The organism is uncultured Porphyromonas sp., assembly GCF_915070105.1.
Lineage (GTDB): Bacteria > Bacteroidota > Bacteroidia > Bacteroidales > Porphyromonadaceae > Porphyromonas.
This window is the reverse complement of the sequence record NZ_CAJZFJ010000065.1, coordinates 1-12,322: the sequence shown is the minus strand read 5'-3', so window position 1 is coordinate 12,322 and position 12,322 is coordinate 1. Positions and strand designations below refer to the sequence as shown.

Sequence of the window (12,322 nt, the reverse complement as noted above, 5' to 3'; positions counted from 1 at the left end):
TTGGGGATAATACGTAGGATCTCTAGGGATAGGCTAAGGCTCCCTGGGATATGAAATAATATCCCCGAAGATCCAAAGGCAGGAGTGTGCGAGCGTGATCATGCGTCGGCCCTCGGGCTCATAACACCCGCACCCCACCCTACTATACACCTAGCCCCTAACCTTCATCATCGAAGATTAGGGGCTGGAGACTACTCACCCACAGGGAGAGCAGGGAGAAAGAGAGGGGGCGAGAAGGCTAACAGTGGATAGTAATAATCAGGGAGGTATGACTCGCCCCCACCTCTCCCTTGGGTTAGTGCGCTCCCTCTCCCCTCGAAGTGGCGGGGAGAGGCAGGCACTTAGGGGAATGGCTATGGACGTCTCTAGCGTCCTGAGCGTATGCGATCGTCGAAGGCTGTGAGTGCGGCCTTGGCTCCCTCACCCATAGCGATGACGATCTGCTTGTAGGGTACGGTCGTGCAGTCTCCTGCAGCGTAGATACCCTCCACGGAGGTACGGCAGCGTTCGTCGATAACGATCTCGCCACGGCGCTGCTCTACGAGACCCTCGAAGGGCTTGGTATTGGCAGCCAGCCCGATCTGCACAAAGAGACCATCTAGGCGAAGTGTCTCCTCATCACCTCCATCTCGGGGAGCGATGCGTAGCCCGACGACGCTCTTCCCATCACCTACTACTTCGCGCGTAGCGATGCCACGGCGTACGGTGACGTTGGGGAGCTGTGCGAGCTTCTCCTGTAGGACGATGTCAGCACGGAGCTCATCCATATACTCCAGCACGACGACACTACGGCAGATACCTGCTAGGTCGATGGCGGCCTCGATCCCGGAGTTACCCCCACCGATGACTGCGATGTCCTTGCCCTTGAAGAATGGGCCATCACAGTGTGGACAGAAGGCTACCCCACGCCCGATATACTCGGCCTCACCTGGCACCCCGAGCTTGCGCCACGAGGCCCCCGTAGCGAGGATGACCTGTGGAGCGACGAGGGTCTCACCGAGCGAAGTCTTGACCTCCTTCATAGAGTCTACGAGCTCGATGCTGGTGACCTGACGGCTCTCTAGAAGGGCGATCCCATACTGCTCGGCATGACGGCGTAGGTCTGCGGCGAGCTGTGTCCCCGTGGTGGAGGGGACGGAGGGAATGTTCTCGATACCGGTCGTCTCATTGACCTGTCCGCCGATACGCTCTGCTACGACTGCTACACGGAGTCCCTTACGAGCCGAATAGATAGCCGAGGCGATACCTGAGGGGCCTGCTCCGACGACCACGAGGTCTAGCTCTCTGCGCTGTCCCTCTAGCTCCGTAGGGCGAGAGCCCACACGCTGCTCTAGTGCTAGGAGGAGCTCCCCGAGGGTAGCCTTACCCACATGGATCAGATCCTCGCCCACATAGACTGCGGGGACAGAGCTAACACCTAGACGCTCGACCTCCTCGGTGTAGATAGCGCCATCGACCATCTCGTGCTCGATGCCTTCGTTGTAGAGGGCTAGGAGGTTCAGTGACTGCACCACCTCGGGGCAGTTGGTACAGGTGAGGGAGGCATAGGTCGTCAGCTTCAGCGGGGCATTGAGCGCCTGGATACGAGCAACGAAAGCCTCATCGGGTAGGTTACGTCCCTGCCCGTCAGCGTTGAGGACTGCGAGGATGAGAGAGGTAAACTCGTGTCCAGAGGGGATCGCACGGAAGGAGATGCCTGTCTTCTGCCCATCACGTAGGATCGTGAGGCGAAGGCTATCACTGGCCTTATCCTCGAGGGTCAAGCGATCGCTCACGGAGGCGAAGTCCGTGATCATCGCCAGGAGCTCATCACCCTTGGCACCTGCGGGGTGCTCGACGAGGAGTGTATAGGAGTGGCGTAGCTCGGCGAAGAGCGTACGCAGCTGATCTAGGATGTTCTGTTCTAGGTACATTGTATAATATATGTCTAGTGGTTGGGGTAAAAAAAGGGGAGAGGACAGCCCATGTACCCATGAGCTATACCTCTCCCCGTATGGTATTCCTCGGCTTAGGGTGGTATCGTGATGTGTCGATACGGGCTCCTAAGGCGGGGGACAGCGTGCCTCGGGCAGGGGGGCTACCCGCTTAGCACGGCTTGGCGAAGGCTAGGTAGACTAGATCTTGCCTACGAGGTCGATGCTGGGCTTGAGCGTAGCATCGCCTTCCTTCCACTTAGCAGGGCACACCTGACCTGGGTGCTCGTAGACGAACTTAGCAGCCTTGACCTTACGGAGCAGTTCGCTAGCGTCACGACCGATACCGTTGTCGTGGATCTCTGCGATCTTGACCTCGCCCTCTGGGTTGAAGAGGAACGTACCACGGTAAGCCTGACCAGACTCTTCGCCGAGGACACCCATAGCGTAGGAGAGCTCGAAGGTCATATCAGCGAGCATCGTATACTGTACACGTGCGATCGTATCCGTAGCGTCAGCCCATGCCTTGTGAACAAAGTGGGAGTCGGTGCTGATCGAATAGATATCTACACCGAGAGCCTGGAACTCTTCGTAGTGGTCAGCTAGGTCAGCTAGCTCCGTAGGGCAAACGAAGGTGAAGTCACCGGGATAGAAGAAGAAGATGCTCCACTTACCCTTGAGGTCTTCGTTCGTTACTTCGAAGAAGCCCTTATCCTTGCGGTAGGCATTGACCTTAAACTCGGGCATCTGGCTATTGATAATGCTCATGCTTGAATCGTTGTTAAATGATTATAATTCTTGATGATTTCTCTGATTACGATGCAAAGATACGTCAAGCCCCTCACCCCTCCAATTGCCTCCATTTATACCTCCATATACAATATTAATTAGGGGGCTAAATCTCCCCCTCCCTCCCCCTCACCGCCCCTCGATGGGTAGGGGAAGATGAGCAAGCAAAACGACCCGACGTAACACGCTCTATATCGGGCATTGCGGGAGGGTGCTAGAGGACATACCGAGAGGGGGAGATCGAACATATAATGATCGCCTCCATCACCTATGTAAGGTGACGAGGGCGATCATACCGAGTCCTCTTGCGGGCTCATTATAGGATCGGGATAGGGATGTCGGAATGGGCATCAAAGCCCCTTCGCAAGGGGGGCAAATCCATCAGCTACCGACAGCCCTCATCATCCCCTCGGTAGCCCAACCTCCCCCTACCGAGGAGAGAAGCCCTAAGATGCTTATCTAGCTCTGCAGTCTGCAGAAGGCGTAGCGAGTAGGAAGGCTAGGCGGAGACTAGCCAAGGGACGAAGTCACAGCAGGGCAGTCTGCGTGGCTAGAGAGTCACACCGAGGATAAAGCGAACGAACTCGGGGTTCCGATGATCAGCGATGAGGGGCTTCTTGGTATCCAGCTCCTTGATACGCTCCATATCCTCAGCATCGAGGGCGAAGTCGAAGATATCGAAGTTCTGCGCCATACGCTCCCGCCGCACGCTCTTCGGGATGAGGATGATCTCCTTCTGTAATAGGTAGCGTAGGGCGACCTGCGCAGCACTACGCCCATACTTCTCTCCTATAGCTACGAGGGTAGGAGTGCGGAAGTAGTCATTCTTCCCCTCGGCGAAAGGCCCCCAAGACATCAGCTTCGTATCCGTCTCCTGCATCACCTGCTGGAGCTCCTGCTGCTGTGTGAAGACGTGGGTCTCTACCTGATTGACAGCAGGTGGGATCTCGACGAAGTGGGCGAGGTCGAGGAAGCGGTCTACGAGGAAGTTGCTGACCCCGATAGCCCTTAGCTTCCCTGCACGATAAGCCTCCTCCATAGCTCGGTACGTACCATAGTAGTCGCCAAAGGGCTGATGAACGAGTAGTAGGTCTATATAGTCCGTCTGTAGTCGGCGCAGGGACTCATCGATGGAGGCTAAGGCACGCTCGTAGCCGGCATTGGAGATCCACACCTTGGTCGTGATGAAGAACTCGCTACGAGAGATACCACTCTTATGGATAGCGTGGCCTACGCCCTCTTCGTTCCGATAGATCTGGGCGGTATCTATAGAGCGGTAGCCGACTTGGATGGCTTCGCTCACTGAGCGTTCGCACTCCTCGGGAGAGACTTGGAAGACACCATAGCCGAGCTGAGGCATCTCTACGCCATTGTTTAGTTTGATGGTCTGCATACTGATTATTGCTTGTATGAATGGAGATAGTTACTTGCTTACCACAAAGGTAACAGAACTTTACATGCTATCCTCTTGCCCAGCTCCACAGCACTAGTGAAGAGAGGAAAAGGAAAGGTAGCACCCCGATGAACCTAAATCCTCTCGGGGTGCTACCTACGGATATGAACGCTCGGGCGGGACGGCTAAGGTATGAGCCCGAGGAGGTATGGCGCAGAGTTACGCCTTCTTGGCCTTGTTGCGTCGCTGGGCAAGCTTGCGTTTGAAGAAGAGGTAGTAGCCCGTCAGAGGAAGACTTGCACCGAAGAGTGCTGCCAGACACGCCAAGATACGTGTCACGAGCCCACCCCACGCACCTGTATGCACGGTATAGATCCAGCCCTTGAGGGTCTTCTCCAGCTTGGCATCCTTATAGAGCTTGACCTTGGTGATCGCCCCCGTCTCGGCATCGAAGTGATAGGTGTCGGCAGCCTGATTGTTCCCAGCTGAGTTCAGCGAACCGAGCATACCACGAGCCTCATCCTCGGAGATATTGATCTCGTGATAGGCATTGGATCGGGTAGCGACCTCGCGGTAGACCTGATCCCAGAGGAGGTAGGTCTTCGGCGCCTTAGGCTTGTCCTTACTCTCACGCTCTGGGCCCTCTCCTCGGGGAGCTTGTCCCTCGGGACGCTTGTCGGCAGGCTTGTCCTTGTCAGCCCGTGCCTCTGGCTTACCGCCCCCCTTAGCAGTGGCATCCTTCCCCTTCTTCTCCACGGAGACACCGAAGAGCCCGTAGAAGCCCGTACGATACCACTCGAAGGACCAGGTGAGACCTGTTAGGGCAACTATCAGCAGAAGGAGGCTGACATAGACCCCTCCCACAGCATGTAGGCCATAGAAGAGGCGGTGACGGCCATGGTGTAGGGAGATGCGGAGCTGCTTGCGGAGGTCCTTCAGCTTGCGTGGCCACCAGATCACAAGCCCCGAGATGAGGACAAAGATGAAGAGGAGGGTACTCGTACCGACGATGATGCGCCCCCAGAAGATCCCTTCGCCTGCAGGCTTCATGTTGTCTAGGAGCCAGCGGTGCAGGCGGAAGACGACCGAGTAGAAGGGGGTGCGATCGCTACGCCCCTTGACCTCGCCCGTGTAGGGGTCGATGAGCAGACCTGCCTTCCGAGGCTTCGAGAGACCGAGCGTATAGGTGCGCTCAGGGTCGCTGGGTATAGTCACACCTGTGATCGACACCGAGTCAGGCAGTGTGGCTGCTGCCCGATCAATGAGTGTCTGTATGGGGAGCTTCTCGGCCCGCACCTGAGCGACCCTATAACGGCTGGGAAAGGCCAGCTGGGTGAGCTCCTGCTCGAAGGCCAGCAATGCCCCCGTCAGGCAGGTCGTCATGATGATGAGCCCAAAGGGCAGTGAGAGCCAGAGGTGAAGTCTCTTAAATAGCTTACGCATGGGTTGGGGAATATTCGTTTGTATGGATTGTCATTGGATGCATGCTGGAGCAGTTACCCTCCCCGAGGATCACAAGTGGGGCGGGAACAGGAGCTGGGAATATAGGTGATGCCCCTCTGGTGTACAAGAGCCTTCGCAGGCTCTGCACATAGCTAACGGGCAGACTGTGGTGGCGATAAACAGCACGAGGAGCTGTAGTATTCGTCTCTGAGGAGATAGTGACACGAAGAGATCCAACTCGATTTGTAGGCAAAGATACGCACACTAAGTAGCCTAGGCAAGCACCCTTGCTAAGTATAACCCTAGTCCTACCCCTTCGGTTCGACCCTCCCCCGAGCAAGCAATTATCACCCTATGCTCCTTGGGAAAGGTACAGATAAGAAAAGTAGGTAGCAGGTACCGCAATCGGCACAAAGACCTATAAAACATCGCACTAGAGAGCTAAGTGGGGAGCAAAAAAGAGCCCTAATATAGGGAGTATTATATAGGTGCTATTGGAAAGTCCGAAAATTGCATTACCTTTGTGGCGTGAAATTCGTCTCACAGATGAGTTCACAGCGGTATGCGGCTGTGGTGTAATTGGTAGCCACGTCAGACTTAGGATCTGATGCCGCGAGGCGTGGGGGTTCGAGTCCCTTCAGCCGCACAGAGCTAAGGCTATCCCATTGCGGGGTAGCCTTAGTTGCTTCTATCCCGCAGGTAGACTCCCCCCCAAAAGCCTTAATCTCCCCTAGCCTATCCCCCTCCCTCCCTAACCTAAAAGCCTAACACTCCCCTGCCCCCAAAGCCCTAATCTCCCCTAGCCTGTCCCCCTCCCTCCCTAGCCTAAAAGCCTAACGCTCCCCTGCCCCCAAAGCCCTATCCCCTCCTACTCTGAAAGCCCTCCTCACCCTCCCCTAAGAGCCGATCCGGCGCATGATCTCTTTGGGTATGTTCCCCTCTTGGGCTCTTTGGGGCATATTATTTCGTGTACAAGAGGGCTTAGCCGTTATCCCCCCAGAGCACATCGGAGTCAGCCCCGAGAGACATCCCAGCAAGCCCTCTACGGAGGACATACTTAGAGCGAGGTAGTGTACACACGTGTATACAGTTGTGTACACGTGGGTATACTGTTGTGTACACACGTGTACACTTTTGCCTCCTAGGTAGTAGGTGGAGACTTGCTTAGCTACGCACAGAAGGCTGATTCCCCCTATCGAAGCTCATGCTCCTCGACCGCTTTGCCTCCGACCTCTAGCGAGGACATACATCTGCCTTAAACCGAAGCCCCCCGCCCGAGATAGCTGGCTATCTCGGGCGGGGGGCTTCTATCTCTCTGTGGCGAGAGCGGTCGAGGGGAGGATGGGGAGGGAAGGTAGTAGGCCGAGGCTAGGACTCCCTATCCTCACCCCAGCGGTGACGCTGCCGCTCCATCATCTGTCGCTCGGCAGGGTTCGCCTCGTCACTCTGCCAGAACCGCTCACGTGCGAGGGCATCGGGCAGGTACTGCTGGTGGACAAAGTGCTCTGGATAGTCGTGAGCATAGCGATAGCCTATTCCATAGCCGAGATCCTTCATTAGGGAGGTGGGAGCATTGCGTAGGTGAAGGGGCACAGGGAGGTTGCCCGTGGCACGTACACGAGCAAGTGCTGCGTCGATGGCTCGGTAGGCAGAGTTGCTCTTCTCACTACACGCTAGGTAGATGACCGTCTCCGCTAGTGGGATACGTCCCTCGGGCCAACCGATACGCTCCAGCGTCTCGGCACAAGCCGTAGCGAGCAGTAGTGCGTTGGGATTAGCCAGACCAATATCTTCGGAGGCAGAAATCATGAGCCTTCGGGCAATGAACGAAGGATCTTCACCTCCCTCGATCAGCCTAGCGAGCCAATAGATGGCTGCATCGGGATCACTGCCCCGTATGCTCTTGATCAGGGCAGAGGCGATGTCGTAGTGGAGCTCCCCACCCTTGTCGAAGGCAATGGGATTGGCCTGCACCCCTTGCCCGACTAGTTCGTCCGTGATGACGAGTGGGTCGGCTGTCGTAGAGAGGGTAACCAGCTCTAGTATGTTCAGCGCCCGACGGGCATCACCACCTGCGTAGCGCAGCAGAGCGTTACTCTCGCCGATGGTGATCCGCCTACGACTCAGGAGTTCGTCCGTCGTTAGGGCATGCTGGAGGAGCGCCAGGAGCTCCTCGTCCGTGAGGGGATTGAGGGTATAGACTTGGCAGCGGGAGAGCAGGGGGCGGATGACCTCGAAGCTCGGGTTCTCCGTCGTCGCTCCGATGAGGGTGACGATCCCCTGCTCTACGGCAGCGAGCAGCGAGTCCTGCTGGCTCTTGCTGAAGCGATGGATCTCGTCGATGAAGAGGATCGGACGTACCCCCGAGCCAAAGATGCCACCTTGCTCCGAGGTAATGCGCTCCAGCACTTCGCGCACATCCTTGACCCCCGAGTGTACGGCACTGAGCTGGTAGAAGCTCGTGGAGAGGCTATGGGCGATGATCTCGGAGAGTGTGGTCTTGCCCACACCTGGAGGACCCCAGAGGATGAGTGAGGGCAGACGTTGCTGCTCGATCATCCGCCGTAGGACTCCATTAGCTCCCACTAGATGGGACTGTCCGTAGTAGTGCTCCAGCGTCTCTGGGCGCATGCGCTCGGCTAGAGGCTTCTGTATCGTCATAGAGGGATAGATCAGGGGAGCTGGCTATAGGTACGCTGACGGAGGATATAGTAGTGCCAGAGTAGGCTATAGGGCTTGAGGATAGTAGGGCTGGGGGCTGTGGTGGTACGGCGAAGGTTCTCCCCACGCACGGCCTCGTACCGCCCCCGGGTAACGAGGAAGCCCCGCCAGGCTCTTAGCACCGCTAGGGCATGCTGTGGGCGGAGGCTCAGAAGGTAGACTAGTGAGGCCAGAGTGTCTAGGAAGACCCGCCAGAGGAGGACCCGGTAGAGCCTAGGGGCGGGGAGGTTCTTGTAGAGCATGAGGAGGTTGTTGCGGAAGTTCAGGAAGACCTTCCGTGGACTCTCGGCCGAGAGTGTTCCTCCTCCGACATGATAGACGATGGAGCTCGGAACATGAAGGATACGATAGCCTCGGGCATTGAGACGCCACGAGAGGTCGATCTCCTCTTGGTGAGCAAAGAAGTCCCGATCAAGTCCTCCGACCTCTAGGTAAGCACTGCGTCGCACTATGAGACAGGCTCCTGATGCCCAAAAGATCTCCGCAGGGGTAGCATACTGCCCCTCGTCATACTCGAGGGTATCGAAGATACGCCCCCGACAGAAGGGATAGCCAAAGGCATCTATATACCCACCCGCTGCACCTGCATATTCGTAGCGGCTAGGCTCATGATAGGCTCGTATCGTGGGCTGTATGGCCACGACATCACTGTGCTCGCCGAGCAGACGCAGGGGCTCATCTAGCCATCCTGCCGAGAGGCTAGCATCGCTATTGAGGAGGACGACGATAGGATAGTCAAGGGCTTGTATGGCACGGTTGTACCCCTCTGCATAGCCATAGTTCTCATCGAAGCAGAGGGTGGCGACCTCGGGGTAATGTGACTGGACGAAGGCTACAGAGTCATCTGTCGATCCGTTGTCCACGATGATGAGCTCTGCACAGTCGGGGGTATGCTCGATCCACGAGGGGAGGAACTGCTCCAGCAGGTCTCGTCCATTCCAGTTGAGGACGATGACGGCGATCTCTTTTCCTTGGGTGGGGTGCATGGGGTGTAGTAGGGAGTCTGATGTGGTAGGTATGGTGGAGCGGGAGCGTAGTCGCTATACGGACTACTGCTCCAGCATTGCTCTTAGGCTTGGGCTGAGGGTGGCATGGGGGTAGTGCTCTAGGCGACGCTTCCACCTCTTGTGGCTCCATAGCCATAGGGCAGGGTCTCGGCGTATCGTCGCCTCCAGCAGTCGTGCATACCGCTCGGTGATCTCACCCTCGGGGAGCTCTCGGGGGGTACTCGTGATGAGGTGGAAGTGTCCTATGAAGCGCATCGGGCCCGTACGCTCTATATCGAAGTAGAGGACGGGCAGGTCGTACCTACGAGCTAGACGCTCCACGCCATCCAGCATAGCCGTGGGCTGGTGTAGGAAGTCCGTGAAGTAGTTGGCATGGTCTACGCCTGGGGCTTGGTCGGTGATCATCGCCATGAGATAGCGGCGATCCGTCTCCTCCCTCAGGTGCTCCACGAGACTACGCACCACGAGGGTCTTAGGAGTCAGCAGGGCACCGAAGCGTCTACGCTGCTCGGCGAAGAGCTCATCCATCGCCTGGTCCTCCAGCCTACGATAGACCTGATCCATGGTGACACCGATCTGATCGAAGTAGAGCTGTCCCGTGCTGAAGAGTTCCCAGTTCCCCAAGTGCCCAAGGCAAGCGAAGGCACACCGATGATCCCGTACAGCCTCCTGCAGTGGAGTGAGGTCTGGGATGAGGAAGTGCTGGCGCATGATCACCTCGGGAGGTAGGCGAAGGAGACGGGGCGTAGAGAGGAAGTTGTAGGCAAACTGTAGGTAGAAGTCCCACTCGATCTGTCGCTGCTCAGCTTCGCTCCGCTCGGGGAAGCTATTACGGAGGTTCTCCCGTATGACCCTACGGCGATAGCGTACGAGGTGAGCCATCAGCCACGCTAGAGCTCGGCTGAGGACGTGTATGAGCCACCAGGGCAAGTGTGCCAGTAGACTCGTGCCTAGGCGAAGTAGATAGTATGGTAGTCGTCCCTTCATCCTCGTACGTTGCCCATCTAATATACAAAGGTACCCGAGGCATCGAGCTCCCTCGGGATGAAGCGTGTGATCGTCCCTACGGCATCTGCATCGTAGGGCTGAGCCACACGTACGTAGTTCTCACTATGCCCCATCATCCATCCGTCATGCTCGCCACGCTCCCAGATCACTGTGAGCTCCTTACCTAGCTGGGAGGCATAGAAGGCCTTGAGGTGCTCCTCGCTGAGGCGCATGAGTCGCTGGCTCCTGCGGTGTTTCTCAGTGGGTGATACCGTATGCTGGATCTGTAGGGCGGCCGTGCCCTCACGCTCCGAGTAACTGAAGACGTGGAGCTGGGTGAAGGATAGACTATGGAGGAACTCATAGCATTCCTCGAAGAGGTGAGCCTGCTCACCCCTCGTCCCCACGATCACATCTACCCCGATAAAGGCATCAGGTAGCACACGGCGGATATGCTCCACACGTGAGCGAAAGAGGGCTCGGTCATAGCGACGCTTCATCAGACGAAGCACCTCGTCGCTGCCACTCTGTAGGGGGATATGGAAGTGTGGGGCAATGCGCCGAGAGGTGGCGCAGTAGTCTATGATCTCCTCGGTGAGTAGGTTCGGTTCGATGGAACTGATACGGAATCGCTCGATCCCCTCCACCTGATCCAGCGCCTGCACGAGACCGAGGAAGGTCTCCCCCCTTCCCCGCCCGAAGTCTCCGATATTCACTCCCGTGAGGACGATCTCCCTTCCCCCGACCGAGGCGATACGCTCAGCCTCGGCGACGATCTCACTGATCGTACCGCTGCGGCTACGTCCTCGTGCACGAGGGATAGTACAATAGGTGCAGTGATAGTCACAGCCATCCTGCACCTTGAGGAAGTGGCGGATACGCTCGTCCGAAGAGGAGCTTGGGTGGAAGGTGCGTATATCCTTCGTGCGTCCACGGACAATACGTGCCCCCGAGCTATCGGTTTCGCTCTGGAGGAGGTCTAGGTAGCGAGCTATATCGAGCTTCTGCTCCGCCCCAAGTACGAGGCTAACCCCCTCTATGGCGGCGACCTCCTCGGGGTCAAGCTGTGCATAGCACCCAGTGACGACGACGAGGGCTCCGGGGTGCTCCCGATGGGCTCGGCGGATCATGCTACGACACTTGCGGTCGGCCTGCTCCGTGACCGAGCAGGTATTGATGACACAGATCTGCGCTTGCTCCCCCGGCCGAGCCGTGCGAATGCCCTGCTGTAGGAGCGAACGGCCGATCGTGGAGGTCTCGGCGAAGTTGAGCTTACAGCCTAGTGTATAGTAGGCTGCAGTCTTGTCTAGGAATACCGTAGAGTCTATCATCAGTGGACTAGGGAATATCGTCCCATGAGTGGGCACTCGGGGAATAGATTATCTGCACCAGCTAGAGGATCGTATCCTATAGCTAGAGCACAGAGATGCCCGTGGGTAGGCTGTGTCAATGTAAAGTAGGGCTATCGGCTAAGCCTCATCCTCGTCCTTCCAGTCTAGGTCAAAGGACTGGATCTGCAGGTCGCCCTCACGCTCCTCCTGTGGGGTATCTATCCCTCGGGGTGCTCGGCGGGTGGTCGCCCCTAGGTCTGGCATCTCTTGAAGTACTCCTCCTGAGACCTGCATGATCGTCTCTAAGAGTGCCTGGGAGACCTTGGCAAAGTCCTCCTCATAGATGAAGATACGGTGACGCTCCACCTTACCTTCGCTTTCCTTCATCTTAGTCTCGGAGAGGACAATGTACTTGTTCCCCTTCGTATCTTGCTTAGCATCGATATAGTAATATCGTGTCCCAGCCTTCACCTTCTGTGAAGCTAGGAGCGTCGAGCCACTCCATTCTTTCTCCATAAATTCTATCAGCTATGCGGATGTAATCGCTCTACGAAGGTACGGAATCTTCGGCAGTATCACACTCCGCTTGCCCTCCCTACTAGGGCCAACGCATGATCTCGCTCGCACACTCCTGCCTTTGGTTCTTCGGGAGCATTATTTCATATTCCAAGGAGCCTTAGCCCATCACTAAAGATCCTAGGTATTATCCCCAAGGAATAGATATACAAGCGAGCCCTA

General features: G+C 56.9%; 9 protein-coding genes and 1 tRNA gene. 1 reads left to right on the top strand and 9 read right to left on the bottom strand.

Translation table 11 applies throughout. From position 1 onward, the window contains the following. Positions 1-365: 365 nt before the first annotated feature. The 4 genes from ahpF to QZ554_RS06915 all read right to left on the bottom strand — a co-directional run bounded on the left by ahpF (position 366) and on the right by QZ554_RS06915 (position 5,538). A complete protein-coding gene (gene ahpF / locus QZ554_RS06930; protein ID WP_297195328.1) occupies positions 366-1,913 on the bottom strand; it encodes an alkyl hydroperoxide reductase subunit F in 1,548 nt (515 codons plus the stop codon). Positions 1,914-2,114: 201 nt separating this feature from the next. After that, positions 2,115-2,681: an alkyl hydroperoxide reductase subunit C gene (gene ahpC / locus QZ554_RS06925; protein WP_297195327.1), complete on the bottom strand. Its 567-nt coding sequence runs from the start codon at positions 2,679-2,681 to the stop codon at positions 2,115-2,117. Positions 2,682-3,252: 571 nt separating this feature from the next. Next, the gene (locus tag QZ554_RS06920) at positions 3,253-4,095 is read right to left on the bottom strand and encodes an aldo/keto reductase (protein ID WP_297195325.1); all 843 of its coding nucleotides are present in this window, start codon (positions 4,093-4,095) and stop codon (positions 3,253-3,255) included. A gap of 219 nt (positions 4,096-4,314) precedes the next feature. Further along, the gene (locus QZ554_RS06915) at positions 4,315-5,538 is read right to left on the bottom strand and encodes a PepSY-associated TM helix domain-containing protein (RefSeq protein WP_297195324.1); all 1,224 of its coding nucleotides are present in this window, start codon (positions 5,536-5,538) and stop codon (positions 4,315-4,317) included. Positions 5,539-6,102: 564 nt separating this feature from the next. Here QZ554_RS06915 and QZ554_RS06910 point away from each other — a divergent pair. After that, positions 6,103-6,184 (top strand) — tRNA-Leu (locus tag QZ554_RS06910). Positions 6,185-6,906: 722 nt separating this feature from the next. On the opposite strand, the gene QZ554_RS06905 is transcribed toward QZ554_RS06910, so the two are convergent. The 5 genes from QZ554_RS06905 to QZ554_RS06885 form a co-directional block, all read right to left on the bottom strand. Further along, complete coding sequence (locus QZ554_RS06905) at positions 6,907-8,199, bottom strand: replication-associated recombination protein A (RefSeq protein ID WP_297195322.1); 1,293 nt, start codon at positions 8,197-8,199, stop codon at positions 6,907-6,909. A gap of 11 nt (positions 8,200-8,210) precedes the next feature. Next, positions 8,211-9,245, bottom strand: a complete 1,035-nt coding sequence (locus tag QZ554_RS06900) for a glycosyltransferase family 2 protein (protein WP_297195321.1) — start codon at positions 9,243-9,245, stop codon at positions 8,211-8,213. A gap of 63 nt (positions 9,246-9,308) precedes the next feature. Then, positions 9,309-10,253 carry a lysophospholipid acyltransferase family protein gene (locus tag QZ554_RS06895; protein ID WP_297195319.1) on the bottom strand — a complete coding sequence of 315 codons (945 nt, stop codon included), beginning with the start codon at positions 10,251-10,253 and terminating at the stop codon, positions 9,309-9,311. A gap of 17 nt (positions 10,254-10,270) precedes the next feature. After that, entirely contained in the window at positions 10,271-11,584 is a 1,314-nt protein-coding gene (gene mtaB / locus QZ554_RS06890) for a tRNA (N(6)-L-threonylcarbamoyladenosine(37)-C(2))-methylthiotransferase MtaB (protein WP_297195318.1), read from the bottom strand. A 138-nt stretch (positions 11,585-11,722) separates the two neighbouring features. Continuing rightward, positions 11,723-12,100 carry a DUF3276 family protein gene (locus QZ554_RS06885; protein ID WP_297195317.1) on the bottom strand — a complete coding sequence of 126 codons (378 nt, stop codon included), beginning with the start codon at positions 12,098-12,100 and terminating at the stop codon, positions 11,723-11,725. Positions 12,101-12,322 lie beyond the last annotated feature (222 nt).

Coding starts and splice junctions, on each gene's coding strand:
- ahpF (WP_297195328.1), bottom strand. CDS start 1,913: ATGTACCTAGAACAGAACATCCTAGATCAGCTGCGTACGCTCTTCGCC.
- ahpC (WP_297195327.1), bottom strand. CDS start 2,681: ATGAGCATTATCAATAGCCAGATGCCCGAGTTTAAGGTCAATGCCTAC.
- QZ554_RS06920 (WP_297195325.1), bottom strand. CDS start 4,095: ATGCAGACCATCAAACTAAACAATGGCGTAGAGATGCCTCAGCTCGGC.
- QZ554_RS06915 (WP_297195324.1), bottom strand. CDS start 5,538: ATGCGTAAGCTATTTAAGAGACTTCACCTCTGGCTCTCACTGCCCTTT.
- QZ554_RS06905 (WP_297195322.1), bottom strand. CDS start 8,199: ATGACGATACAGAAGCCTCTAGCCGAGCGCATGCGCCCAGAGACGCTG.
- QZ554_RS06900 (WP_297195321.1), bottom strand. CDS start 9,245: ATGCACCCCACCCAAGGAAAAGAGATCGCCGTCATCGTCCTCAACTGG.
- QZ554_RS06895 (WP_297195319.1), bottom strand. CDS start 10,253: ATGAAGGGACGACTACCATACTATCTACTTCGCCTAGGCACGAGTCTA.
- mtaB (WP_297195318.1), bottom strand. CDS start 11,584: ATGATAGACTCTACGGTATTCCTAGACAAGACTGCAGCCTACTATACA.
- QZ554_RS06885 (WP_297195317.1), bottom strand. CDS start 12,100: ATGGAGAAAGAATGGAGTGGCTCGACGCTCCTAGCTTCACAGAAGGTG.